Here is a 26,033-nt window from a genome sequence, read left to right on the forward strand (position 1 = left end):
GGTCCTCCCGGAGCCCGGCCCCTGATTCAGGCTGCTCGCCGAAGGCCGGACGCGCGGACATCCGCTCCGGAGGACTGAGCCGTGGCAGTGTGCCGCCGGCGAGGGCAGGCTTGCGGCGCGACACCGACGGACGCGGTGGTACGGACAGGACGAGGGCGCTGTGGAGAGAGTTGCGCCCGTCCGTGCCAGGGGCGACGACACGCTGCCGCAGCAGCCCTCCGAGGCAGGGCGCCGTGGAAGGATCTCGGCGAGCGGGACGTCCGGCCGAGCCGGACCGAGCACGCGGTACAAGGGAGATGAGATGTCCCTGCCGGACCCCGAGCGGGAGGCCGAAGCCGCGGCGGCCATCGGCTTCGACCTCAGCGCATGCGCCCAGGAACCCATCCACCGGCTGGGGATGATCCAGTCCCACGGCACCCTGCTCGCGGTGGACGCCGCTACCGGCACCGTGGACACCGCGGCGCTGAACACCGGTCGTCTGCTGGGGATGGCCGCCGAGGAGCTGACCGGCGGACCCGTCACGCGGGTGGTGTCCCCCGAGCACTGGGACGAGGCGCTGGGGGTCGGCGCTCAGCGGGACGCGGCGAGCCTCGTGCTCCCTGTCTCCATCGATGTGGCGGGTGGCTCCCGGCCGTTCGACGTGACCGCGCACCGGCAGGGCCCCCTACTGGTCCTGGAGTATGAGCCGCGCACCGTCGCCGCACCGCACTTCGCGCATTTCTACCAAGGGGTCCGACGGGCTCTGACGCGTCTGCGGTCATCGATGACAACAGTCGAGTGCTGCCAGGCGGCCGTCCACGAGATCCGGGCGCTGACCGGCTTCGAGCGGGTGGTCGCCTACCGTTTCGACGGAGAGAACGGGCCAGGAGAGGTGGTCGCGGAGGAGATCACGGAGGGCCACGAACCCTGGCTGGGGCTCTGGTTCCCCGCGAGCGACATCCCCTCACAGGCGAGGCGGCTCTACCGCGACAACTGGATCCGGGTGATCGCCGACGTCGACGACGTCGGTGTGGGGCTGCACTCCCCGTTCCGGACCGATCCGGGCCTGCCGCTGGACCTGTCGAACTCCGTGCTGCGCACGGTGTCCGGATTCCATCTGGAATATCTGCGGAACATCGGTGTGAAGTCGTCGATGTCGGTGAGCGTCCTGCGGGAGGGTGAGCTCTGGGGCCTCATCGCCTGCCATGGATACGCCGCCGTCACCATCCCCCCGGAACTGCGGGCAGCATGCGAGTTCTTCGGCGTGGCCTTCTCCCTCCAGCTCGCCGTCATCGAGGAACGGGAGCAGGCCGAGGCGCTCACCGCATCACGAGAGCGCCTGGACGGGATCATCTCCCGCGTCACGTCGGACCTGGAGGACACGCTCCTGGCAGACGACGACGCACTCGGGGAACTGCTGGATGCCGATGGCGCTGCGCTCTGCCGCGGAGGGCGCAGCACCATCAGCGGGATGAGTGTTCCCTCCGCTCTGCTGGAGAGCCTCCGGACCCGCGCGGCAGGGCCGGCCCCTGGCACGATCTGGAGCACGGACCGCCTCTCGGAGGAGCCGGACCACACCTCCGACGCGGCGGAGGACGGTCCGGCGGGAGTCATGATGGTGTCGCTGAGCCCTTCCGGTGACTTCCTGGCCTGGTTCCGCAGGGCCCGTCCGACCGTCCGCCAATGGGCCGCCGACCCGTCGAGGCCCCTCCAGGTCGGACCGCGAGGCGAACGGCTCACGCCTCGCGGCTCAAGTGCCGTGTTCCGCGCGGTGGTCCACGGGCAGAGCCTGCCCTGGACGCCCGCCGACCGTGCCACCGCCCACGAACTCTGGCGCACGCTGACCGGATTCGTACTGCGGCATGAGGCGGAACTGGCGGCGCTGAACGAGCAGTTGCGTGTCACCAACTCCGACCTCGACGCCTTCGCCCATGTGGCGGCTCATGACCTCAAGGAGCCGCTGCGGGGCATCTCCAACGCCGCGGCCTTCGTCATCGAGGACGCCGCGGCCGAGCTCGACCCGACCACGGTCCGCCGGTTGAACACCATGCGGCGACTGGCCGGCCGGATGGACGACCTGCTCGACTCGCTCCTGCACTTCGCCCGGCTGGGACGGGGCGGGCTGCACCGCACCCGTGTCCCACTGGAGAGGGTGCTGGGTTCCGCACTCGAGGTCGCCGGTGAACGCCTGGCCGAGGCCCACGTGCGGGTCATCAGAGATGACCTGCCCGAGGTGTACGCCGACGAGAACCGGCTGTACGAAATCCTGGTCAACCTCCTGGTGAACGCGGCCAAGTACGCGGCTGACCGGGACGATCGCACGGTCGAGATCCTGGTCGACACGCGCCGCCCCCCGGCAGGCGGGCCTCAGGAGCAGGTCGTCGTGGTCCGTGACAACGGCATCGGCATCCCGTCCGACCGGCAGGACGAGGTCTTCGAGCTGTTCCGCAGACTGCACGGGGAGGGCGAGCGCGGGGGCGGTGCCGGCGTGGGGCTCGCGATCGTCAAGCGGATCGTCGAGCGCCACGGAGGCGAGCTTTGGCTCGACAGCGAACCCGGCCGCGGGACCGCCTTCTTCTTCACCCTGGGTCAGGGAGGAGGATGAGCGGAAGGTCCTTGGCCCCCGCCCTTCGCCCTGTCCTGCCAGTAGTCGACAGCCCCCTTCAGCACCGTGCGGAAGAGCTCGAAGTTGACCGGCTTGTAGATGTAGCTGTCAGCGCCTGCCGCATAGGTCCTGTCGACCTCGTCCGGACCGGTGGACGAGGTGAAGGCGACCACGGTCACGTCGTCCAGTTCAGGCCGGGAACGGATCGACCGCAGCACCTCGGCTCCACCGGGGCCGGGGAGTTTCAGGTCCAGAAGGACGAGTCCCGGCTTCCGGCCGGCCTCCAGCAGCCGTTCGACGAATCCCGTCCCCCGGTCGATGAACTCCAGCTCCAGACCCGGATGGGTGCGCCCGAGCGCCCGCGCGATGGCCTCGGCGTCCTCCTCCGAGTCCTCGACCACCCAGACGAGGTCGTGATCGATCCTCCGCTCCCCGGCGGCCCCGCTCATCCGGTCAGCTCCTTCCGCGCGACGAGGACGGCGATGTCGTCGGCGCCCGTGGCCCGGAAATCCACGACAGCCTCGGCCAGCCGCTCGGCGAACCCCTCGGCCCCGCCGGCACCCGTCCGCGCCACCGTGTCCCGCAGACGTGACTCGAAGAACGTCCCGTCGGCCGCTCTCGCCTCGGTCACCCCGTCGGTGAACATCACCAGCGCGTCGCCCGGCATCAGGTGTACGGACCCGGATCCGTACTCGATGTCCTCCAGCACACCCAGCAGATCCCCGTGGGCCGTGAGCTCCTCCACGGTGCCCTCCTCACGCCGCACCAGAGGTGCCGGATGCCCGGCACTCCAGTAGCGCACACGAAACCCCTCCCCGGCGGGTACCAGTACCGCTACGAGCGCCGTCACGAAGCGTGACGTGCCCTCTCTGACCAGGGCCTGATTCAGCCGCTCCAGCGCGTGCTCGGGCGTACTGCCGTCCTCGAGAAGCGTGCGCAGGGTGTGGCGGGCCAGCCCCGTGAGTGCCGCTGCCTCCGCACCGCGACCGCAGACGTCACCGATGAGGAGGGCCACACCCCCCTCCGCCTCCGGGATGGCGTCGTAGAAGTCACCGCCCACGTCGAGCGAGACGTCACCCACCTCGTACGCCGAGCTCAGCGTGAGCCCCGGAATCCGCGGTAGCTCCCTCGGGAGCAGATGCCTCTGGAGGGAGACCACGTGGCGGCGCCGCTGCTCGTACAGCATGCTGCTGTCGATGGCCAGCGCGGCCCGGTCGGCCAGGCCCGCCAGGAACTGCGGCGCCCCCTCGGCGACGACCACCCGGTGGTAGAGGAACGTCAGGGTGCCCAGGGCACGGCCCCGGGCCTTGAGAGGGTTCACGCTGACCGCGCGCACGGCCCGGCCTGCCCCGGCCCCGGACGAGGTGGGCCCGAAGGGCCCGCCTTCCAGCTCCTTCCCCTGCAGCACCAGCGCCTTCCCGTCGGCGAGTGACCGCTGCAGCACCTCCGCCAGCCAGGCGCCCTCGGCCGAGACCTTGCCGAGCCACTGCTGTTCGCCGGCGTCCATGTGAGCGAACGACACGGGTGTCAGCCCCTCGGGAAGACACAGATGCAGGACGCACCCCTCGGCGATGGCGGGAACGGCCGTGCGGGCCACCCGCCGCACGGTGCTCTCCACGTCGAGGCTCGAATCCATCTGCAACGACGCCTCCGCGAGGAAGGCGTCGGTCACCTGACGCACGTCGTCGTCGTGCCGCGCCATGATGCGCCTGTGCGAGACCATGGCGACCTCGGCGACCTGCCTCAACCTGGTCCGCAGCGTCGCATCGACGGTGTCCCTGTCCGCGGTACCGACCATGAAGGACGCCCAGCCGCCCTGCCCCAGCGGCACGGCGCACTCGGCCACACTGCGCGCACCCGCTTCCGCCAGCACCCGGACGGATGACGACGTGCCGTCGAGCTCCGACACGGCGTGCACCAGGACAGTCGGGCCGTCCTGCGGAGCCCCGGCGGCGCCGGCTTCGCCGAAATCCTGTTCCAGTTCCACGAGTGACGGCGTCGGCTCCGCCAGGGTGGCGCTCCGCAGATAGTGCAGCAGCCCGCCGCTCCAGCGGGTCCCCACGACGGCCAGCACCCCGGGCATCCGGAGCAGCGTGTCGTAGAGGGAATCGGCCAGCCCCGTCACGTCCTGCGCCGTTTCGGCAGCATGCCAGAGCTCGTGCAGACGGCCGGACCACCATCCGTCATCCGTCTGAGAGGAAGCTCTGCCCTCGTGCTGCTCCACCGCTGATCCGCCGTCCCGTATCACCGCTGCCGGCCCCGGCCCATCACGGGAAACGCTATGCCACTCCGTGGCCGAGCGCCTGCAGGCGCGGTCGCGGCGACGGCCCCGCGCAGGAGACACGAGTGATCGAGGGGGCCCGCCGCGCGCCGTGCCGGGGAACGCGGCAGAACAGGTGCGGCCCGGTGCCGCCTCCGAGGCCGAGAGCTGAGCGGGACCGACCGGGCGCCGGGGCGGCCGCAGCTGCTGTGCGGCCGGGCTGCGTCAGCTCTGCGCGGCGGCGGCGGCGTCGCCCGCCCGCCCGGTACCTTCGGCTGCGTCCTCGGATGCGCCCGTCTTCTCGCGCATCCTGCGCACCAGCTCCGCCTTCTTGTCGGCGGCGCTCTGGCGGTCGAAGTTGCGGTGCGGGCCGTTGTTCTGCCGCTCGGCGCGGGACTGCCTCTTGCGCTGGCCGCCGCCCATGCCCACGGGGTTGTTGATGTTCTTGCTGTCGGTCATGGGTTCTCCCGGAATGATGTGAAGTGATCTGCGGATTCAACGCTGAGGAGCGGGCGCGGCGACGCCGAGGGACCTCAGCAGGGGCCCCTCACGCTCTCACTCGTCCATCGGGGCCTGGAAGAACATGACAACGACGTTACCCGGTTCCGTCGACCCTGCGTGCCGGGGCTTTCCACGGAGCGGGTGACGAGAGGGGACCTCGCGCTCCGAGGTCTGGAGTCACTGGTGCTTGCTGTGGACAGGCCCGACCCTCGCTGCCGACCAGGGGGCACCAGGGGCGGAGTCCCCGCCTCGGCGAGGGCGCGGACGTCCGGCCACCAGGCCCCGTGAGGGTACCGCGCCGTGCCCGGGCCGTGGGGGCCCGGATTCGGGCTCGTCGCCGTGGGTGCCAGGGTGAGGTTGCAGAGACCGGCGTCCACAGCCTCGACCAGCGTGACGCCCCCATGACCTGCTGAGATGTGCAGAGAGCCCCGCCGCGCGAGGTGGAGGCCGCAGAGTCTCGACGACTCAGGCCAGGCCCGCCCCGAGGGCGCGGCGCACGGCATCGGCGCGGTCCTTGATGTCCGCCTTGGCGAAGAGGTTGTTGATGTGCGTCTTCACCGTGGCCTCGCTGATGAAGAGCTTCTCGGCGATGGCACGGTTCGGCAGGCCCTGGCCGATCAGGGTGAGGACCTCGCGCTCACGCGGGGTGAGGTCGCCGGGCAGCGGTTGTCCGGGGGCCGGGGGCCTGGTGCGGACCGTCTGCAGGAGGCGGTTCTGGACTTCGCGGTCGAGGACGGACTGTCCCGCGGCGGCGGCGCGGATGGCGCGGGTGATGTCCTGACGCCCCGCGTTCTTGGTGAGGTAGCCGCTGGCGCCGGCGCTCAGCGCGGCCAGGACGGAGTCGTCGTCGGCGAACGTGGTCAGGATGACCACGGCGACCTCGGGGTGCTCCTCGGTGAGCCGTCGGGTCGCCTCGGTGCCGTCCATCACCGGCATCCGCAGGTCCATCAGGACCACGTCGACCGGGCCTGCTGCGACTGCGGCGAGCACGTCGGTGCCGTCGGCGGCCGAGGCGACGACGTCGATGTCCTCGGCCATTCCGAGGACCGCGGCCAGCGGCTCCCGTACGGCAGCCTGGTCGTCGGCAACGACCACGCGCAGCCGCTGGGGATTCTGCGTCGGTTCACTCATCCCGGTATCACTGCCTCCACTTGCCAGCCGCCTTCGTCCGGTCCTTCGGTGACCGGACCCGCGGTGATCGTGCCACCCAGCAGGGCGACCCGTTCCCGCATGCCGATCAGCCCCATTCCGCTGCCGGCGCCCACGCGCACCGCACGGGTCGCCGCGCTGTTGCGGATCCTCAGTGTCGTCGACGCGGCAGCGAACGTCAGCTCCACGTGGACCTCACCGCCGGACGCGTGCCGGGCGGCGTTGGTCAGCGACTCCTGCGCGATCCGCAGCAGGTTCTGCGTGACCTTGGACGGTACGTCGCGCGCGGTGCCGGTGATGGTGAGGGCGTCGCGGTGGCCGGACGAGTCGAGCATCGCGGTCAGGCTGCCCACCAGCGGCAGGGAGTCCTCACGGAGCGCGTGCACGGTCCACTGGGCCTGCTTCAGGCTCTCCTTGACCATGCTGTGCGCCTTCTGGTTCGCCGCGCGGACCTTCTCCAGATCACCGGTTTCGATCAGGGCGTCCGCCAGCTCCAGCTGCATGTTGATGCCCGCGAGGGAGTGGGCCAGGACGTCGTGCACGTCGCGGGCGATCCGTCCCCGCTCGGTGAGGACGGCGGCCTGGGCCTCGGCGCGGGCAGCCCGCTCGGCGGACTCCGCGGCCTCGATCACCGCCTGGACGGCGCGCCGGCGGCTGCGGTTGATGATGCCGAGGACGACCGGGGCGCCGGTGGCCAGACCGACCGCCCAGGGCAGCAGGTGGTGGCCGGGCCCGACGCGGAAGTACAGGACCCCGCCGCACAGCAGGCTGCAGAACGCCGCGAGGGCCAGAGCCGGCTCGGGCCGCAGCCGGTACCCGGCGTGGCCGACGATGAAGAACGCGAAGAGGTAGCTGGATCCGCTGCGGCTGACGGCGATCAGGGCGGCCGCGGTGACGATGCCGAGGGTCAGCCAGACCAGGGCGACGCGGGGCGGGACCCTGTGCTCGGGCAGGTGACGGGCGAGGAGGGCGAGGGCGTTGACGACGATGAGCGCGGCGACCACGAGGCCCCGGCCGCTGAGGCCGATCGGCCGCACCGTGATGAACGCGGAGCCGATGACGCAGAGGGTCAGGACCCAGGCCACGCGAGGATCGTGACCAGTGAGGGTCAGGGGGCCGGACGCCCTGTACGGGGCCGGGCCCGTATCGGGCGCGCTCTGCTCCGGAGGGGTGCTCTGCTCTTCTTGGACGCTCGGTGCTTCGGGCACGACGTGACCATAGTCCACGGTCAGGCCGAGCGGTCCAGAGAGGGCGCCGAGTGCATCGCTGCGGTCGTCCGCGCCTGCCTGCCGTTCACCATCCGGCTCCGGACGAAGATCGCCGCGAGTCGCGTGACGACCTCGGTGAGTGCCATCAGGACGAAGGCGGCGACCCAGGCCTGGTCGCTGGTGATCTGGTGGGCGATGCTGAACCGCGCGACGTTGTCTGCGCCGCCGTGGGAGACCCAGAACTGGAATCCCATGCGGGCGCCCATACCGAGCACCCAGAGGATCGCGGAGACCGCGCCGGCCTTGATCAGCAGGTGTTCGCCCGCAACCCGGATGCGGGTGTATACGCCGCCCGCGATGCCGAGCGCCGCGCCGACACCCATGAGCGCGCCGATCAGCACCAGGTCGTTGCCCGCAGTGGGCACGCTGTCGAGGTACGTGTGGGCCACGAAGGCGACGATCCCGAGCGGGACCAGGAAGGCTGTGAGGTCGAGACGGCCTTCCCGCAGTTGCCGGAAGACGATCAGGACGAGGGCGATGTCGGTGATCCATTCGGTCGTTGTCATGCCCTCAAGAGTGCTGGCGTAGGGCCGCGCGCACCTGGACCCATGGGTGGAACGACAGGTGGAGATCCTCGTCCCCGTTCGTCCACCCACCTGCCTGCGCCCCTCCGCCGTACTGCTTGGCGAGGGGGACCGCTTCCCGGACCCGAGTGTCCTGTCGGCACCTGTGATGACCGCTCCTTGCCGCTCTGACCATCACGTAGTGGCACGGCCGGTCACAGATTCAGGTCCATGCTGCAAGGAGGTCCTCGGGAGTGAGGGTGGGGACGTCGGCGGTGCAGCCGCTGCGGGCGACGGCGAGCAACGGACCGCTGCTGTCCGCTCCGAAGGGCACGGACGGGGCACGACGGCCGAGGGGCGATCAGTCCCTTCACGCAGCGGCCCGTGCGCTGCCGCCCAGCTCGCCGAAGGCACTCTCCCAGACCTCACGGACATCTCGGCTGACCAGTGACGCAGCCCTGCCGACGCGGCCCTCGGGGGGTCACCGCGCACAGCACCTGCCGGGCGCAGAACGCCATGCCACCCGCGAGGACGTACAGGCCGCCACAGCATATGAGCGCTGCCAGTCGTTCCAGGCGCAGCTCGTGATCGTGGGGAGTCACCGCTCACCCGGACGGATGTTGCGGTTGATGCGGAGGAGGTTGTCGGGGTCGTACCGCGCCTTGATCTGCCGGAGGCGGGCGTAGGTGCCCCGGTACGCGTCGGCGGTTCCGTCGTGTCGAGCATCGACTGCTGGGCCGCGTAGGGCTTCGGACCGATGAGGTTGAAGATCGGCTCCCTGAGAGCGCGCAGCGGGGCGAGATCGGCTTCGGCGTGGGCGCCGCTATGGCATACGAGCAGCCCGACGACGGGCTTGAGACGCCACTCGTCCGGGACGAATGGTGCCGACGCGCCCGCCTTCGAGCCCGGCGACTTCGAACAGACCCGTACTCATGCCGCTTCCTTCTCTCCGGACGTCTCGGTCTGTCCCGATGTCCCGATCGCGGTGCGCAGCGCGTCCAGGAACGCTTCCGGCTGCTCCACAGCGGGGTCGTCCCGGCAGTCCTCGATCACGTGCAGCGGCCAGCCGTACCGGACGCTCGCCGCTTTCGCCGTTCGCAGCCGTACCTGGAGGTCGTGCCGACCGTGGATCAGGTCGGTGGGAACATCGATACGCGTGAGATCGCCGGACGGGATCGGCTTCATACCGACCTGCGTGATGAGGCGGCGCGTCGCCGCCTGCACGCTCGGTGTGCGGGCCCGGTCCAGGGCGTAGGCCAGCAAAGGCTCCCACTGCCCTCCCGCCTGCTCGCCCGCCCGGTCCGTGTCGAGGAAGCACCGGTTGAACAAACGGTCCCGGCTCTTCGGAGTCGGCCGGACGACAAAGCCCATCATGGGCACCGCGAAGCTCGGCGCCGGCCGGAACCAGCCCAGACCCATCGTGTCGACCAGGACCAGCCCGGCCAGCCGGTCGCTGTGGTGCACGGCGTATCGCGCGGCGATCGCGCCACCCAGCAGGTGTCCGACCAGTACGGGCGGCCTCGCCCCGCAGGTCTGGTCGATCAGCTCGTCGAGCCAGTTCAGGACCGTGTCGCCGTCGAGTCTGCCGTCGCCCACCAGCGAGTCGCCATGGCCGGGCAGGTCGGGAACGATCACGGTGTGGTCCCTCACCAGATCGGGGACCACGCCCGTCCAGACGGCGGCGAACTCACCGTGGCCGTGCAGCAGCACGACGGGCGGGCCTTCACCGCCTTCCAGCACGGCAGTGGACACCGTCGCCGACTGAATCCGCCGCTCGGTCAGCGGGATCGCGGTCAGCAGCTGGTCGCGCGCCTGCTGTCCCGCGGATCGCTCCGGTCGTGCTGCGTTGTCCTGGGTGCTCATCACGGCCTCCTTCCTCAGTGCCTATGAGGCAAGGGTCCGCGTCCGGCAGTGGCGTCCACATCCGTCGCGTCAACCAAATCGTCAGCGATGCCATGTGGGTATTTCTGTGCAGACAGCCGGGTCCTGCACGAGAGCCCTACACGAGGTCGTGCTCATAGGCGTACGCGGTGGCGGCGGCCCGCGAGGAGACGGCCAGCTTGGTGAACATGTTGCTCACGTGCCGGGCAACCGTCTTGTCGCTGATCACGAGACTCTCCGCGATCTCCCGGTTCGACGCACCGGTCGCGATCAGGCGGAGCACTTCGATCTCGCGAGGTGTCAGGCCTCCAGGTCTTGGGGACACGGCCCGACCCGCTCGGTCCATGACGTCCCGCACCTGCTGCAGCGCCGGCACCGCACCCAGCTGCTCGAAGACCTGGCGGGCGGCTTCCAGTTCCATCTCGGCCGTGTCGTGATCACCGACCTGGCGGTACGCCCGCGCCATCTGCAGCCGCACCCGCGCTGCCTCGTAGGAGGCATCGTTCTCGTACCAGGCGACCCACGCACGGCGCAGGGGGATGCACGCGGCCTCCGGGTCGCCGGCGGCCAGCAGCACGGATCCGTGCGCGTACGAGGCAACCGCCCGCAGGTACGGCGAGTCGAAGCCGGTGGCGATCTCGTCGAGTTCGTCCACCGCCGTCTGAGCGTCCTCGACGCCTCCGGCGGCAAGCTCGATCTCCACATAGCCGACCAGCACCCTGGTCCGTTCTTCCGCCCCCTCGGTCTCCACGAGGGTCCGGCGGATCGCGGCGGCTGCGTCGTCCGGTCGGCCCTGTGCCAGCCGGAGCAGGGCCAAGCCCGGCTGCGCCGAATGCCCTCGGTTGCCGGCCTCGCGGTAGCAGCTCTCCGACTGGGTGAACTCGCCGCGCAGCCGCAGCAGTTCGCCGAGCTGGTACAGCGCCATGCCCATCACCGCGTCACCGGGAACGGCGGACAGATGCTCGCACGCCTGCCGCGCCTCGTCCATGGCGCCGGTCCATTCGCCGTGTAGCTGCATGATCTCCGAGCGGTGCACCATGCACTGGCCCTGGTAGGGCTGGAGGTCCTGCTGAGTGGCGCACCAACGGCTCAGTGCCGCGGTCCACTCCTGCATGCGGCGAAGGTCGAAGATCCCGTGGCATGCGAGGATCACGGCGCAGTAGACGATCCCGGACGCGACCGGCGACACCTCTCCCGCAGTCACCGCCACCATCGCCTCGTCCAGCATCACCACACCCTGAGCCGCCCGGCCCTGTGTCACCAGCGACTGGCCCTGGCCCAGTCTCCCGAACGCCCGCAGGTCGGCGTCGTCGAACCGGTCGGCGATCTCGGTGATCTCCACGAACGAGCACCTCGCCGCCTCGGGATCGTCACCGTTCAAAGCCTGCAACGCCATGGGGATGCGCAGGTATCCCTGCTCAACACAGTCCAGCGCCGCGTCTTCCAGGATGTGCCGCGCCCGAGCCAGCCAGCCGCCGCCGCGGGCGTGCTCGCCGCGCAGGACGAGTGTGAGCCCGAGCCAGAAGGCACACCGCACGGCCGACGCCGCGTCCTCTCGGTCCAGGAAGGCGCGATGGGCCCGCTCCCAGGTCCCGGTTGCCTCGTCGACGGATCCGACCAGGTACGCCGCACGCGCCAACCGGTCGAGATCATCAGCCCCGAGCGGGGCATGCCGGTCGGCGGCCGACAACTGCTCGTATGCGTCCCGCCATGCCAGTCGCTCGTACGCCGCGTTGCCCTGTAGACGTGGATCAACGGTGCCCATGAGCACTCCCCGCCGACGACGAGTCCGTATAGGCAGCGTACGTGCTGTCCGCAGCCCACGTGGGGCGTCGATCTCGGAGAAGGTGCTGCTCGACGCGCCCCCACCTGGGGCCGGCCGCACCAAGTGAGACGACGGAGCGGGAAGCGGCTCCGTCCTGACCGGTCTGACGGCGGAGGAGATCGACGCGGTCGGCGGGATCGACGCATGACCGGTCCCGCCGCGATGCGGCCCTGGCCTGCCCAGACAACAACGAAGCCCCAGGTCTTTGACCTGGGGCTTTTCTATGGAGCGGGTGACGGGAATCGAACGCGCGCTCTGAGCTTGGGAAGCACTCGGCCGATCGGCTGGCGGGCCCACTGACCCCGGGGTGTGTTGCTGTGGGCATGGATGCCGTCGGGGTGGCCGTCTCGTTGCTGCCTGTACTCGTTCTCGCCACCGTCGTTCTCGTGCGGTCGCTGCTGCGGCGGGGTCGATGACGTCCGCCATGGGAGTGGCCCAGAGCACTGCACCGTATGGATGCCGCTAGGAAGGCCGTCAGCGGCGTATGGGGGTCGTCAACGAGGGGCGCTTTCGCGCCAAGGGTGCGCTTTTCTCTTGGTGTCCGTTCCTCTCCGAACCTCTTCCAGGAGCATGCGATGGCCGACGTGGCCTTCGTCGTCACCACGATCGCGGTGTTCGCGCTGGTGGTCCTCATCGCCAAGGGGGTGGCGAAGCTGTGACCGCCGAGAACATCGTCGGCCTCGTCGTGGCCGTCGCCCTGCTGGGCTACCTCGTCCTCGCCCTCGTCAAGCCGGAGAGGTTCTGAGTACGGATATGAGCCCCGTTCTTGCTGACGTGCTCCAGGTGACCGCGCTGATCGTCGCGCTCGCCCTGGTGCACCGCCCCCTCGGCGACCACATGGCCGCCGTCTTCTCCTCCGGCAAGCACCTCCGGGTGGAGAAGTGGATCTACCGCACCGTCGGAGCGAACCCCGGCACCGAGATGCGCTGGCCCGCGTACCTGCGCGGCGTGCTGGCGTTCTCCGCCATGAGTGTGCTGTTCCTCTACCTGATCCTGCGCATACAGGACGACCTTCCGGGGTCGCTCGGCTTCGCGGCGATCACGCCCGACCAGGCGTTCAACACGGCTGCCTCGTTCGTGTCGAACACGAACTGGCAGTCCTACTCCGGCGAGTCGTCCATGGGCCACGTCGCCCAGACCGCCGGCCTCGCCGTGCAGAACTTCGTCTCGGCCGCCGTCGGCATCGCCGTGGCCGTGGCGCTGGTCCGCGGCTTCGCCCGCTCCCGCACCGGTGAGCTGGGCAACTTCTGGACGGACCTGGTCCGTGGCGTCGTCCGTATCCTGATCCCGATCTCGGTGGTCGCGGCGATCCTGCTGGTCGCCGCCGGCGCGATCCAGAACTTCGCCGGCATCCACGAGATCACCACCATCACCGGGCAGACGCAGTCCATCAGCCCCGGCGCGGTTGCCTCCCAGGAGGCCATCAAGGACCTGGGGACGAACGGCGGCGGTTACTTCAACGCCAACTCGTCCCACCCCTTCGAGAACCCCAACGGCTTCTCGAACCTCCTGACGATCTTCCTGCTGCTCGTCATCCCGTTCTCGCTGCCGCGCACCTTCGGCAAGATGGTCGGCAGCGTGAAGCAGGGCTACGCGATCGTCGGCGCGATGGCCACGATCTGGTTCGTCGGCGTGGTCCTGGTGACCTGGCTCGAATACGCCCACCCGGGCACTGCCTCGCAGCTCGCGGGCGGTGCGATGGAGGGCAAGGAGCAGCGGTTCGGCGAGGGTGCCTCGTCGCTCTTCTCGGTCTCCACGACCATGACGTCGACCGGTTCGGTCAACTCGTTCCACGACTCCTTCGGCGGTCTGTCAGGCGGTGTGCTGCTGCTCGGCATGATGCTGGGCGAGATCGCGCCCGGCGGTGTCGGCTCCGGCCTCTACGGCATGCTGATCATGGCGGTCATCGCGGTGTTCCTCGCCGGTCTGATGGTCGGCCGCACGCCCGAGTACCTGGGAAAGAAGATCGGCACCCGCGAGATCAAGTTCGCGGCCTGCTACATCCTCGTCACACCGGCCCTCGTGCTGATCGGCACGGCGGTCGCGATGGCCACCGGCCACGGCGAGTCCTCCATGACCAATACCGGCGCACACGGCTTCTCCGAGGTCCTCTACGCCTACACCTCGGCCTCGAACAACAACGGCTCCGCGTTCGCCGGCTTCGGCGCGAACACCGGGTTCCACAACACGGCACTCGGCCTGTGCATGCTGCTCGGCCGGTTCCTGCCGATGGTGTTCGTCCTCGCGCTCGCAGGCTCGCTGGCGGAGCAGAAGCCCGTCCCCGCCACCGCGGGCACCCTGCAGACCGAGAAGCCGCTGTTCACCGGCCTTCTCGTCGGCTCGATCATGATCATCACCGGTCTGACGTTCTTTCCGGCCCTCGCACTGGGCCCGCTCGCCGAAGGGCTGGCGTCATGACCACCAACATCCAGAAGCAAGAGGACTCGATGTCCACCGCCACCCCGACCTCGGCGCCGCACAGCGATGTCCCGACGGGCCGCAAGCCCGAGGGCGGACGCGTGGGCGCCGGTCTCTTCGACCCGAAGCAGTTGCTGAAGTCCCTGCCGGATGCCTTCCGCAAGCTCGACCCGCGGATCATGGCCAAGTCGCCGGTCATGTTCGTGGTGCTGGTCGGCTCGGTGGTCACCACCGGGCTGGCGATCGCGAACCCGGGCGACTGGTTCGGCTGGGCGATCACCGCCTGGCTGTGGCTGACCACGGTCTTCGCCAACCTGGCCGAGGCGGTCGCCGAGGGGCGTGGCAAGGCCCAGGCCGACACCCTGCGCAAGGCCAAGACCGACACCGTCGCCCGCCGGATCATCGGCAAGAACGAGGAGCGGGTTCCGGGTACGGAGCTCCGCATCGGCGACCTCGTCGTCTGCGAGGCCGGCGACGTCATCCCCGGCGACGGTGACGTCGTCGAGGGCGTCGCGTCCGTGGACGAGTCCGCCATCACCGGTGAGTCGGCCCCGGTCATCCGGGAGTCCGGCGGTGACCGCTCGGCCGTCACCGGCGGTACGAAGGTCCTGTCCGACCGGATCGTCATCAAGATCACGACGAAGCCCGGCGAGACCTTCATCGACCGGATGATCAACCTGGTCGAGGGTGCCGCCCGGCAGAAGACCCCGAACGAGATCGCCCTCAACATCCTGCTGGCGTCCCTCACCATCGTCTTTCTGCTGGCCGTCGTCACGCTCAAGCCGTTCGCGATCTACGCGGGCGCAGACCAGCAGACCTCGATGATCGTCCTGACGGCCCTGCTCGTCTGTCTGATCCCGACGACGATCGGCGCGCTGCTCTCCGCGATCGGCATCGCCGGCATGGACCGGCTCGTCCAGCGCAACGTGCTCGCCATGTCAGGGCGTGCGGTCGAGGCGGCCGGCGACGTGTCCACGCTGCTGCTCGACAAGACCGGCACCATCACCCTGGGCAATCGCCAGGCGGCCGAGTTCGTGCCCGTACGCGGTACGAAGGAGGCCGAGGTCGCCGACGCCGCCCAGCTCTCCTCCCTCGCCGACGAGACGCCCGAAGGCCGCTCGATCGTGGTCCTGGCCAAGGAGAAGTACGGGCTGCGCGAGCGCCACCAGGGCGAACTGGCCCACGCCGAGTGGATCGAGTTCACCGCCCAGACCCGCATGTCGGGTGTGGCCGTCGACGGCCGGCAGATCCGCAAGGGCGCGACCGGCTCGGTCGTCGCCTGGGTCGAGGAGCAGGGCGGCACCGTCGCCTCCGATGCCCGCGAGCTGACCGACCGCATCTCCCAGGCCGGCGGCACGCCGCTGCTCGTTGCGGTCAAGGACGACAAGGGCGCCCGTGTCCTCGGTGTCATCCACCTCAAGGACGTCGTCAAGGAGGGCATGCGTGAGCGGTTCGACGAGCTGCGCCGCATGGGCATCAAGACGATCATGATCACGGGTGACAACCCGCTGACGGCCAGGGCCATCGCGGAGGAGGCCGGCGTCGACGACTTCCTCGCCGAGGCCACGCCTGAGGACAAGATGGCCCTCATCAAGCGCGAGCAGGCCGGCGGCAAGCTGGTCGCGATGACCGGTGACGGCACCAACGACGCCCCCGCGCTGGCCCAGGCGGACGTCGGCGTGGCCATGAACACCGGCACCTCGGCCGCCAAGGAGGCCGGGAACATGGTGGACCTGGACTCCAACCCGACCAAGCTCATCGAGATCGTCGAGATCGGCAAGCAGCTCCTCATCACCCGAGGCGCGCTCACCACGTTCTCGATCGCCAACGACGTGGCGAAGTACTTCGCGATCATCCCCGCGATGTTCGCGGTGGCCTACCCGTCGCTCGACAAGCTGAACATCATGGGCCTGGCCTCGCCGGAGTCCGCGATCCTCTCGGCCGTCATCTTCAACGCGCTGATCATCATCGCGCTGGTGCCGCTCGCCCTGAAGGGCGTCCGCTACCGGCCGACCAGCGCCGACAAGATGCTCCGCCGGAACCTCGGCCTGTACGGCGTGGGCGGCCTGATCGCCCCGTTCGTCGGCATCAAGATCATCGACCTGCTCATCTCCCTCATCCCCGGAATCGGCTGATCGGCTATGAACAACTCCGTAGCGAACACGGGACGCCTGGCCTGGGCCGCGCTGCGCATGCTGCTCGTCCTCACGGTCGTCACCGGCGTCCTCTATCCCCTCGCGGTCACGGGCATCGCCCAGGGCCTCTTCCACGACAAGGCCAACGGCTCGATCGTCGAGGTCGAAGGCAAGGAGGTCGGCTCCGAGCTCATCGGCCAGACCTGGGACCTGCCGAAGAAGAACCCGGACGACGAGAACGAGGTCGCCCGGCCGGACCCGAAGTGGTTCCAGCCGCGCCCCTCCAACAGCGGGTACGACCCGCTGTCCACCGGCTCCAGCCAGCTCGGTGCGTCCGACCCGACGCTGACCAAGCTGGTCGGCGACACCAGGAAGGCCGTGGCCGCCTTCAACGGCGTACCGGAGTCCGAGGTCCCCAAGGACGCGGTCACCGGCTCGGCCTCCGCGATCGACCCGCACATCTCCCCGGAGTACGCGGAGATCCAGGTCAAGCGGGTGGCCGAGGCCAACGGCCTGTCCGAGCAGCAGGTCACGAAGCTGGTCGACGATCACACCGAGGGCCGAACGGCCGGTTTCCTCGGCGAACCGCACGTCAACGTCCTCACGCTCAACCTCGCGCTGAAGGACCTGGCCGCACACTGACGGTCCCGTCGGCAGGCCGTACAGGAACCGCCGGGCCGGGATCTCTCCCAGCCCGGCGGTTCCCCGTACCTGCCGAACGTCGACCCGTCACGTACGTACGAGACGACAAGAAAGGTGGCACCCCCGATGACCCGGGTGCTGGTGGTCGAGGACGAACCGCCGCTCGTCAGGGCCCTGACGATCAACCTACAAGCACGCGCGTACGAGGTGGACGCGGCCGCCGACGGCACCACCGCGCTGCGGCTGGCCGCCGAGCGCAGACCGGACGTCGTCGTCCTCGACCTCGGGCTTCCCGACATGGACGGCATCGACGTGATCAAGGTCCTGCGCGGCTGGACCCGCGTGCCGCTCGTCGTCCTGTCGGCCCGGCGAACCACCCACGAGAAGGTCGAGGCGTTCGAGGCAGGCGCCGACGACTACATCACCAAGCCGTTCGACATGGTCGAGCTGCTGGCCCGGCTCCGGGCCGCGGTACGGCGCAACACCGGGGACGGTGCGGGCGGCGTGCTGCCGGCCGACGAACCGTCGTCGCTCACGGTCACCACACAGGACTTCACCGTCGACCTCGCCGCCAAGAAGGTCCGGCGCGACGGTCGGCTTGTCCGTCTCACCCCGACGGAATGGCACTTACTGGAGATCCTGGTCGGCACCCCGGGGCGGCTTATCAGCCAGCGGCGGCTCCTCGAAGAGGTCTGGGGGCCCACCTTCGCCGCCCGGACGAACTACCTTCGCGTCTACATGGCGCAGCTCAGGCGCAAACTGGAGAAGGACCCCTCCCACCCGCGCTACCTGATCACGGAACCGGGGATGGGCTACCGCTTCGAAGGCTGAGTGGCGCTCGCCCCGGACGGGTCGCGACACCGTCCGCGACGGCCACGGAACCATCTGCTTCGACACGAAAGATCGCACCATGGGACGCGGAAAGCTTCGGATCTACCTCGGCTCGGCGCCGGGCGTCGGCAAGACGTACGCGATGCTCTCCGAGGCCCACCGCCGTGTCGAGCGGGACACGGACTGCGTGGTCGCCTTCGTCGAACACCACAACCGTCCGCGCACAGAGGTCATGCTGCACGGCCTGGAGCAGATCCCGCGCAGAGAGATCGACTACCGGGGCAGCACCTTCACGGAGATGGACGTCGACGCGGTCCTTGCCCGCCGGCCGGCCGTCGCCCTGGTGGACGAGCTCCCGCACACCAACATCCCCGGGTCGCGCAACAGCAAACGGTGGCAGGACGTCGAGGAGCTCCTCGCGGCCGGTATCGACGTCATATCGACGGCGAACATCCAGCACCTGGAGTCCCTCGGCGACGTCGTCGAGTCGATCACCGGTGTACGGCAGAAGGAGACCGTCCCCGACGAGGTCGTCCGCCGCGCCGACCAGATCGAGCTGGTCGACATGGAGCCGGAGGCGCTGCGGCGGCGGATGGCTCATGGGAACATCTACAAGCCGGACAAGATCGACGCCGCCCTGTCCAACTACTTCCGGCCCGGCAACCTCACCGCCCTGCGGGAACTCGCGCTGCTGTGGGTGGCCGACCGGGTCGACGAGTATCTCAACCAGTACCGCTCGGACCACGAGGTCTCGGCGATCTGGGGGTCGAGGGAACGGATCGTCGTCGGCCTCACCGGTGGTCCCGAGGGCCGGACCCTGATCCGCCGGGCCGTCCGGCTCGCCGAGAAGGGCGCAGGCGGCGAGGTCCTGGCCGTCTACATCGCCCGGAGCGACGGGCTCACCTCGGCCTCACCGAAGGAGCTCGCGGTCCAGCGGACCCTGGTCGAGGACCTCGGCGGTACGTTCCACCACGTCATAGGCGAGGACGTCCCGTCCGCGCTGCTCGAGTTCTCGCGCGGGGTCAACGCGACCCAGATCGTCCTGGGCGCGAGCCGGCGCCGCTCGTGGCAGTACGTGTTCGGGCCCGGGGTCAGCGCCACCGTGGCCCGCGAATCGGGCCCCGACCTCGACGTCCACATCGTCACCCACGACGCCGTCGGCCGCGGCCGAGGACTACCCAAACGGCAGCGCAGCCGCCTCGGAGGCCCGCGTCTCGTGGCGGGATGGCTGGTCGGCGTGGCCGGGCCGCTCCTGCTCACCCTGGTGCTGACGTCGATGGGCGGCGGGACGGGGCTGGCCAACGAGATGCAGCTCTTCATGGCCGTGACCGTCGCGGCGGCGCTGCTGGGCGGGATGTGGCCGGCGCTCGCCTCGGCCACCGTCGGCTCACTGCTCCTGAACTGGTACTTCACGCCTCCCGTCCACACGTGGACCATCGCCGACCCCGAGAACATCTTCGCCTTCTTCGTCTTCTTCGCCGTCGCAGCGTCCGTAGCGTCGGTCGTCGGCCTCGCGGCGCGCCGCACCCAGCAGGCCGCCCGGCTGCGGGCGGAGTCCGAGACCCTGTCCCTGCTCGCGGGCAGTGTGCTGCGCGGCGACACCAGCCTGGAGGCGCTGCTCGACCGGGTGCGGGAGACCTTCGCCATGGAGTCCGTCGCCCTGCTCGAACGTGCCGGCGACGTCGAGCCGTGGACCTGCGTGGGCAGCGTCGGCCAGGCCCGACCGGTCGCCCGGCCCGAGGACGCGGACGTCGACATGCCCGTCAGCGACCACCTGGCGCTGGCCCTGACCGGCCGGGTCCTGCCCGCCGAGGACCGGCGAATTCTGGGCGCCTTCGCCTCCCAGGCCGCCGTCGTCCTGGACCGTCAGCGCTTGGTCGGCGAGGCGGCCCGGGCCCGCAAGCTCGCCGAGGGCAACAAGATCCGCACCGCGCTGCTCGCCGCCGTGAGCCACGACCTGCGCACCCCGCTCGCCGCCATCAAGGCTGCCGTCACCTCGCTGCGCGCCGACGACGTCGAGTGGTCGGAGGATGACCGGGCCGAACTGCTGGCCGGCATCGAGGAGGGCACCGACCGCCTCGATCATCTGGTCGGGAACCTGCTCGACATGTCCCGGCTGCAGACCGGGACCGTCATGCCTGTGTTCCGCGAGACCGACGTCGACGAGGTCGTGCCGATGGCACTGGGCGCAGTCCCGGAGGACAGCGTCGTCCTGGACATCCCGGAGACCCTGCCGATGGTCACGGTGGACCGGGGTCTGCTGGAGCGGGCCGTGGCGAACGTCGTCGAGAACGCCGTCAAGTACACCCCCGCCGACACACCGGTCCTGGTGGCCGCCAGCGCGATCGGCGACCGTGTGGAGTTGCGCGTCGTCGACCGCGGGCCCGGTATCCCCGAAGAGGCCAAGGACGCCGTCTTCGAGCCCTTCCAGAGGCACGGCGACGCGCCGCGCGGCGCTGGTGTCGGGCTCGGCCTCGCGGTCGCCCGCGGGTTCGTCGAGGCCATGGGCGGGACCGTCACGGCCGAGGACACGCCCGGCGGCGGGCTGACCATGGTGATCGCCCTGCCCAAGACGTCGTCCCACCAGCCGGCCCGACCCGAGCTTCCGGCCGCGGCGACCACCTGAGCCGTGGCCGCCGGGCCGGCCGGTCGGCCTCAGCTTATTTCGGCGAACGCCTCCACCGCCTGGATCTTGCCGGTGACGATGATGACGTCTCCCTTCGCGACCACGGTCTCGGCGGTCGCGTGGGTGAAGCCCTCGCCGGGGCGCTTGATGCCGACGACCGTGACCCCGTGCCTGGATCGCACTCCGCTCTCGCCCAGCGGGACGCCTGTGATGCTGTCGGGCGCGACGGTCTTCACCAGGGCGTAGTCGTCGTCGAACTCGATGAAGTCGAGCATCCGTCCCGTCACGAGGTGGGCCACCCGCTCGCCCATCTCGTGCTCCGGCAGCACGACGTGGTGGACCCCGAGCCGCTCCAGGATCTGGCCGTGCTGGCGGCTGATCGCCTTCGCCCAGATGTTGGGGACGTTCTCCTCCAGGAGGTTGGAGGCGATCAGGATGCTGGCCTCTATGTCCGTGCCGATGCCGACGACCGCGCTGGTGAACTCGTGGACGCCGAGCTGGCGCAGAACCTCGGGGTCCGTGCAGTCGGCGACCGCGGAGTGAGTGAGTGTGTCGCTGTGTCGCTGGACGAGCTGCGGGTCGGTGTCGATCCCGAGCACGTCCCAGCCGCGCCGGGTCAGCTCCAGGGCCAGGGAACTGCCGAACCGGCCCAGGCCGATGACCGCGACCCGCTGGTCACTCATCTCGGGGTACTGCTGGGCGAGCCGCTTGCGGCGACGGTGGCGCAGGCTGTGCAGGTAGTTACCCAATGACGGGTCGCTCCTCGGGTAGCTGGTAGCGGCGGGTCCGCTCGCGCAGGGCGAGCGCGGAGACCAGGGTGACCGGGCCGAGTCGCCCGACGAACATGAGCAGGATGAGCACGAGCTGTCCGCTGTCCGGGAAGTCGGCCGTGATGCCGGTGGACAGCCCGACGGTACCGAACGCGGACACCGCCTCGAACAGGACGCTTTCGAAGGGTGCCGAGGACACGGTCAGCAGCGCGAGTGTGGCCCCGATCACCAGACCCACAGCCAGCAGGGCGACGGTCAGTGCCTGGCGCAGGACGTGCGGGGCCAGACGCCGGCCCATGGCCGTGGAATTCGGCTCGCCCCGGACCTCGGCGGTGATGGCTGCGGCCAGCACGGCGAAGGTAGTGACCTTGATGCCGCCTGCCGTGCCCGCGCTGCCGCCGCCGATGAACATCAGCGTGCAGGTCATCAGCAGGGTGGAGGCGTGCATGGCGCCGATGTCGACGGCGTTGAACCCGGCCGTGCGGCTCATCGCGGAGTGGAAGAAGCCGTTGAGGACCTTCTCGCCCCAGTCGAAGCGCCCCAGGGTGCCGGGGTTGGTCCACTCCAGCAGGCAGGTGAGCACCGTGCCGGTCAGCAGCAGGACGAGGGTGGTCAGCAAGGTCATCCGGGTGTGCAGCGTCCATGTGCGCCGCCCGGTGAGCCTTCTGCGCGTCCGGTGCCGCAGTAGCTCGAGGAGGACCGGGAAGCCGAGCCCGCCCAGGATGACCGCCAGGGCGATGGGCAGGGTCACCCAGGGGTCCTGCGCGTACGGGGCGAGGCTGTCGACGTTGAGCCCGAAGCCCGCGTTGTTGAACGCCGAGACCGCATGGAAAAGCCCGGAGTAGGCGGACTCGGCGATGGGCCGGTCGTAACCGAACCGGAAGCGCAACGCGAGCCAGCCTCCCACGGCGAGCTCCACCGCCAGCGTGGTCCCGGCGACGCCGAGCAGGACACGGCGCACGTCGCCGATACCGAAACTCTTCGTCTCCGCAGCCGCGGTCAGCTGCATCCGCAGCCGCAGCTTGCCCGAGACGAGCAGCGCGAGGAGCGAGGCCATCGTCATGATGCCGAAGCCGCCGACCTGGATCAGCGCGAGGATCACGCCCTCGCCGAACCCGTTCCAGTACGTCCCGGTGTCGACCACGACCAGGCCGGTCACGCATACCGCGGAAGTGGAGGTGAACAGGGCGGTCACGAACCCCGTCGCCCCGCCCTCCTCCGAGGACACCGGCAGCATGAGCAGCAACGCGCCCAGCAGGATCACCGCACCGAAGGCCATGGCCAGGGTCCGGGCCGGGTGCACGGCGAACAGCGACCGCCGCACCCTCGTCAGCTGCCCAGCCACCAGTCGGTCTCCCTCGCCTCACCGCTTCACAGCCGGGGGCGTATCGAACCCGTCAACGAACCGGCGGCGATCACCCTACCCGGACACTCCTGACCAGGCGGCGGGCGGCACGAGGTACCTCTCCGAGAGCTGCTCAGAACTTCCCCGGACGCATGACGGCCGCCACCAGGTAGCCGACCAGTGACAGGGCCACCAAGAGTCCGACCCAGTTCTCCTCGCTCATAGCGATCAACTCCCTTGCGCTGCGGGTTGCCCCGCCCGAATCCGACCGGCTCAGAAAAACACGCGGGCCGCCCCCGCCGGGGGAGCGTTGACGTCCTTCTTCCGGCTACGGGAGCGATTCTGACGCTGTTCTGACGCGTTTGGACATGATCCATCAGGGCGTCGTCAAAGCCGTATGCGGAAGGCGGACCGCGCGCCTGGAAGCCCCTAGGTTCCCTCTCGGCCGCTCGGTGCCGTGGACGTCAGTGGCCTGACCGTCCCCAGGCCGCGAGGGCGCGGACGCCTTCCCATCCGGCGACCACGCCCTCGCGCCACGGCCACCACCTCTGTACCGCCCCGCGGGTGAACAGCCTCTTATCGCATCCGCATCCGCAGGCGGCATGCCCTGGCCCTCGCCAGGGCCGCCGGGTGGGGTGTCCGTCCGTTCGTCCACCGGCCGCCGCCGCGCGGACGGCCGGGCTACCAGCGGGCGACGAGAATCGCTGGGCACGGATGGGGCACGGGTGGCGGCAGTGCGCCAGAACCTGCTGAGGTTCATGCTCCGGGTGGGCTGGAGGGGCAGAGAGGGATCGCGAAATGGCCTGCGTATTGCTGCCCCATCGCCACTGTCCGTGACGTCAGCCACGCAATATGGATGGGGATGGGGCGCGCTTCTCGGTTTTGATCCTCCGTCAGAGGGCCACGATTCACCCGTCGCCGACAAGCGTCGACCGGATGCGGGCGGGTTCCGGACAGACCCGCTGCGGTGTGTGCAGAGGCAGGTGAGGTGGCAGGGGCGCGGGGAAGGACCAATCGGCATGACAGCGGCCGCGACTGATGAATTTGTGCTGTGCACCAGGCCAACCACGTGAGCTTTCGTGCTCCAGCGGGAGGTGAGACGAGCGCGGAAACGGCTGACCGACAACGTTCCGCCGGGCCGTACTTCTGGGAGAGTGACAATCGAATTGCGCACCCACGGCACGCCGTCGGGGCGCACACCCTGCCGTTCTGAAAGGCCGCAGGGGGAGGGGCTGAGCCCAGGCCCCGCGGCAGGTGGCGGGCAATCGCACTGAAGCACCGGATCGCGCAGACAGTACCGACCTCATCAACAGGAGGCACGCTTATGCACGTCCGCACCTCACATCTGTCGAGCAGACCCGTCCGGGCCGTGATGCTCGTACTGGGCATGGTGGCCGCTCTTCTGGCCGCAGCTCTTCCCGCAGCCGGCCCGGCCCACGCCGCCGTACCCGACCGCTGGGGCTTCGCGTACCTTGACAACGCGACTCCGCCCCCCGGTTACGTGCCCGACTCCTCCCGGCAGTGGGGCAGTTGGGCGTCACCGTCCGCCAACCCCGTCAAGGTCGACCAGATCGGCCTCGGTTCGTACGTGGTGCACTTCCCGCTGATCGGCGGACCGGGCGGCATCGCCCACGCCACCGCGGTGAACAGCGTTGCCCACTGGTGTCAGATCGCCGACTGGAAGACCGTGGGCTCCGGTCAGGACGTGTACGTCAACTGCTATCTCCCCAGCGGCGCACCGGACAACTCCACCTTCACGGTCCTCTACACGAGCAGCAGCGGCTTGCCCGCCACGCCCTCCGGTTCGTACGGCTACCTGAACTCGGACAGCAGCGGCACCGTACTCGCCCAGTACAACTCCACGGGGGCCACCAACGCGGTGAGCAAGGGCTCGACGGGCATCTGGAAGGCGTGGCTTCCGTCCCTCGGGCTGCCCGGCTACGCGGGCGATCTCCAGGTCACCGCTGTCGATCCGCGGCAGGGAGCGCGGTGCAAGGTGTCCGACTGGACACCGGGGCCTGCGGGCCAGACCGTGATCGTTGCCTGCTACGACGCGTCCAGCAAGCCGTACGACACCGAGTGGACTTTGAGTTACTCCTATCTCCGAGCGGTACACGGGCCGGCCTTTCCGCCGAAGTCCTTCGGGTATCTCTGGTACAACGGGTCGCTGCCCGCGCTGACCAACTACAACTCCAGCGGAGCCACCAACAGCCTCGGTGGCTCGGGAGCGCCCTTCACGGTCACCATGCCGTCGGTGGCCGTCCCGTCGGACACCGCCCACGTCACCGCTTACGGACGCAGCGCCGACTACTGCGGCCTGTACAAGCCCTGGGACAGGACCAGCGGTTCCGTCCGGCTCTACGTGGCGTGCTTCGACCCCGGCGGAGCGCCGGTGAAGACGCCCTTCTTCGCCGCCTACACTTCGGCGTTCTGACCTGAGGCACAGCTACGACCGGAGCGCGTGTCTGGAAGCGCGCGCTCCGGGCACCCCTGAGGCACCGGGCGAGTGGCACATGGCGGTGGGCCGAGGCCGACGTCTTGAAAGCGGCGGCCTGCTCGGGGGTCTTGGCCGAATCGACGCCTGACCTGCTAGGGAGCCGCGTGGTGCCCCTCAGGCCTCGACGCTTACAGGCCCGCGCCTCACAGTGGGTCCCCGCCCAACCTGGCACGCATGTGCACGGCGTCATGGTGACAGATCGAACCGGCGCGGCGGTCGCCTCACCCGCGTGTCGGTCCAGAGCACGAGGTGTGTACCTTCGCGCTATGTCTCCCGTCCTCCCGGTCCTTGGCTCCCTTGCAGCCCTGTGGGCCGTGCTCAATCTCGTGCAAGTCTTCCTCGGCCGCCAGATTGTCAGGCCCTCGGCGAGCACGCGTCCAGGTCGTCAGCTTCGGGCGGAGTCGGCTGCTGCGACCGTAGCGATGGCTGGCGTCTCCTGCACCGCGTTCGGATTGTCGGCTGGTGGTATGTGGCCGCTGGTGGGTGGCTTCGTCATGCTGACGGGGTGGATGGGCCTTGTGCTGGTTCGCAAGCAAGGCGCGACGCAGCTGTAGTCGGCGACCTGTTGCACGCTGCTCAACCCACCACTCCGAACGCAGTCGGAGGGCAGGTCGTCGGGGGGCCTCCATGTCCTTCGTCAAGGCGCCCCTGTCGGGGTTGGGACGGTCCGGTCTTGAGCAGCTCCGCTGCCGCGGTCCTGGGCGATCCAGACGGAGCACCCAAGCACACTGGAGTATGCGTGCAGAGGTGCATAACTCCGCGGAGCTCGGATCAGGAGGCGCTTCGCAGACAAGTGCC

General features: G+C 69.7%; 20 protein-coding genes and 1 pseudogene. 9 read left to right on the forward strand and 12 right to left on the reverse strand.

What is annotated here, in order from left to right; all coding sequences use genetic code 11:
• The first annotated feature begins 301 nt into the window (after positions 1-301).
• The gene (locus B9S57_RS13235; protein WP_103515762.1) at positions 302-2,584 is read left to right on the forward strand and encodes an ATP-binding protein; all 2,283 of its coding nucleotides are present in this window, start codon (positions 302-304) and stop codon (positions 2,582-2,584) included.
• On the opposite strand, the gene B9S57_RS13240 is transcribed toward B9S57_RS13235, so the two are convergent.
• From B9S57_RS13240 to B9S57_RS36235, 9 genes and pseudogenes are all read right to left on the reverse strand, one after another.
• Positions 2,569-3,033: a response regulator gene (locus B9S57_RS13240; protein ID WP_103515763.1), complete on the reverse strand. Its 465-nt coding sequence runs from the start codon at positions 3,031-3,033 to the stop codon at positions 2,569-2,571. The genes B9S57_RS13235 and B9S57_RS13240 overlap by 16 nt on opposite strands.
• Entirely contained in the window at positions 3,030-4,808 is a 1,779-nt protein-coding gene (locus B9S57_RS13245) for a PP2C family protein-serine/threonine phosphatase (RefSeq protein WP_103515764.1), read from the reverse strand. The genes B9S57_RS13240 and B9S57_RS13245 overlap by 4 nt, the downstream gene beginning before the upstream one ends.
• 261 nt (positions 4,809-5,069) lie before the next feature.
• Complete coding sequence (locus B9S57_RS13250; protein WP_103515765.1) at positions 5,070-5,303, reverse strand: DUF6243 family protein; 234 nt, start codon at positions 5,301-5,303, stop codon at positions 5,070-5,072.
• 507 nt (positions 5,304-5,810) lie between these two features.
• A complete protein-coding gene (locus B9S57_RS13255; protein ID WP_103515766.1) occupies positions 5,811-6,476 on the reverse strand; it encodes a response regulator transcription factor in 666 nt (221 codons plus the stop codon).
• Entirely contained in the window at positions 6,473-7,579 is a 1,107-nt protein-coding gene (locus B9S57_RS13260; protein ID WP_103515767.1) for a sensor histidine kinase, read from the reverse strand. The genes B9S57_RS13255 and B9S57_RS13260 overlap by 4 nt, the downstream gene beginning before the upstream one ends.
• 143 nt (positions 7,580-7,722) lie before the next feature.
• Positions 7,723-8,268, reverse strand: coding sequence for a hypothetical protein (locus B9S57_RS13265; RefSeq protein ID WP_103515768.1), 546 nt, complete (start codon positions 8,266-8,268; stop codon positions 7,723-7,725).
• Between the two features lie 595 nt (positions 8,269-8,863).
• Positions 8,864-8,959: pseudogene (locus B9S57_RS13275) on the reverse strand (BBE domain-containing protein); the annotation flags it as partial.
• A gap of 236 nt (positions 8,960-9,195) precedes the next feature.
• Positions 9,196-10,128: an alpha/beta fold hydrolase gene (locus B9S57_RS13280; protein ID WP_103515769.1), complete on the reverse strand. Its 933-nt coding sequence runs from the start codon at positions 10,126-10,128 to the stop codon at positions 9,196-9,198.
• A 136-nt stretch (positions 10,129-10,264) separates the two neighbouring features.
• On the reverse strand, positions 10,265-11,911 hold the full coding sequence (locus tag B9S57_RS36235) for a LuxR family transcriptional regulator (RefSeq protein WP_103515770.1): 1,647 nt from the start codon (positions 11,909-11,911) through the stop codon (positions 10,265-10,267).
• 581 nt (positions 11,912-12,492) lie between these two features.
• On the opposite strand from B9S57_RS36235, the gene B9S57_RS34445 reads away from it, so the two are divergent.
• The 7 genes from B9S57_RS34445 to B9S57_RS13315 all read left to right on the forward strand — a co-directional run bounded on the left by B9S57_RS34445 (position 12,493) and on the right by B9S57_RS13315 (position 20,623).
• On the forward strand, positions 12,493-12,630 hold the full coding sequence (locus tag B9S57_RS34445; RefSeq protein WP_181011338.1) for a hypothetical protein: 138 nt from the start codon (positions 12,493-12,495) through the stop codon (positions 12,628-12,630).
• Positions 12,627-12,716, forward strand: a complete 90-nt coding sequence (gene kdpF, locus B9S57_RS13290; protein ID WP_018845955.1) for a K(+)-transporting ATPase subunit F — start codon at positions 12,627-12,629, stop codon at positions 12,714-12,716. The genes B9S57_RS34445 and kdpF overlap by 4 nt, the downstream gene beginning before the upstream one ends.
• A gap of 8 nt (positions 12,717-12,724) precedes the next feature.
• Positions 12,725-14,389, forward strand: a complete 1,665-nt coding sequence (gene kdpA, locus B9S57_RS13295) for a potassium-transporting ATPase subunit KdpA (protein ID WP_103515771.1) — start codon at positions 12,725-12,727, stop codon at positions 14,387-14,389.
• Positions 14,386-16,524 (forward strand): potassium-transporting ATPase subunit KdpB, encoded by a 2,139-nt coding sequence (gene kdpB / locus B9S57_RS13300; RefSeq protein ID WP_103515772.1) that lies wholly within the window; start codon positions 14,386-14,388, stop codon positions 16,522-16,524. Before kdpA ends, kdpB begins: the two co-directional genes overlap by 4 nt.
• Before the next feature lie 6 nt (positions 16,525-16,530).
• Positions 16,531-17,166: a potassium-transporting ATPase subunit KdpC gene (gene kdpC, locus B9S57_RS13305; protein WP_103515773.1), complete on the forward strand. Its 636-nt coding sequence runs from the start codon at positions 16,531-16,533 to the stop codon at positions 17,164-17,166.
• Positions 17,167-17,292: 126 nt separating this feature from the next.
• A complete protein-coding gene (locus B9S57_RS13310; RefSeq protein ID WP_103515774.1) occupies positions 17,293-17,997 on the forward strand; it encodes a response regulator in 705 nt (234 codons plus the stop codon).
• A 79-nt stretch (positions 17,998-18,076) separates the two neighbouring features.
• A complete protein-coding gene (locus B9S57_RS13315; protein WP_103515775.1) occupies positions 18,077-20,623 on the forward strand; it encodes a sensor histidine kinase KdpD in 2,547 nt (848 codons plus the stop codon).
• A gap of 29 nt (positions 20,624-20,652) precedes the next feature.
• Here the strand turns inward: B9S57_RS13315 and B9S57_RS13320 are convergent, their stop codons facing one another.
• From B9S57_RS13320 to B9S57_RS13330, 3 genes are all read right to left on the reverse strand, one after another.
• Entirely contained in the window at positions 20,653-21,372 is a 720-nt protein-coding gene (locus tag B9S57_RS13320) for a TrkA family potassium uptake protein (RefSeq protein WP_219818562.1), read from the reverse strand.
• Complete coding sequence (locus B9S57_RS13325) at positions 21,365-22,738, reverse strand: TrkH family potassium uptake protein (RefSeq protein WP_103515776.1); 1,374 nt, start codon at positions 22,736-22,738, stop codon at positions 21,365-21,367. Before B9S57_RS13325 ends, B9S57_RS13320 begins: the two co-directional genes overlap by 8 nt.
• Before the next feature lie 133 nt (positions 22,739-22,871).
• Positions 22,872-22,961, reverse strand: coding sequence for a potassium-transporting ATPase subunit F (locus B9S57_RS13330; RefSeq protein WP_103515777.1), 90 nt, complete (start codon positions 22,959-22,961; stop codon positions 22,872-22,874).
• A gap of 1,101 nt (positions 22,962-24,062) precedes the next feature.
• Between B9S57_RS13330 and B9S57_RS13335 the strand changes: the two genes are divergently transcribed.
• Entirely contained in the window at positions 24,063-25,172 is a 1,110-nt protein-coding gene (locus B9S57_RS13335; RefSeq protein WP_103515778.1) for a hypothetical protein, read from the forward strand.
• The last annotated feature ends 861 nt before the right edge of the window (positions 25,173-26,033 follow it).

The organism is Streptomyces sp. SM10, assembly GCF_002910915.1.
Taxonomy (GTDB): domain Bacteria; phylum Actinomycetota; class Actinomycetes; order Streptomycetales; family Streptomycetaceae; genus Streptomyces.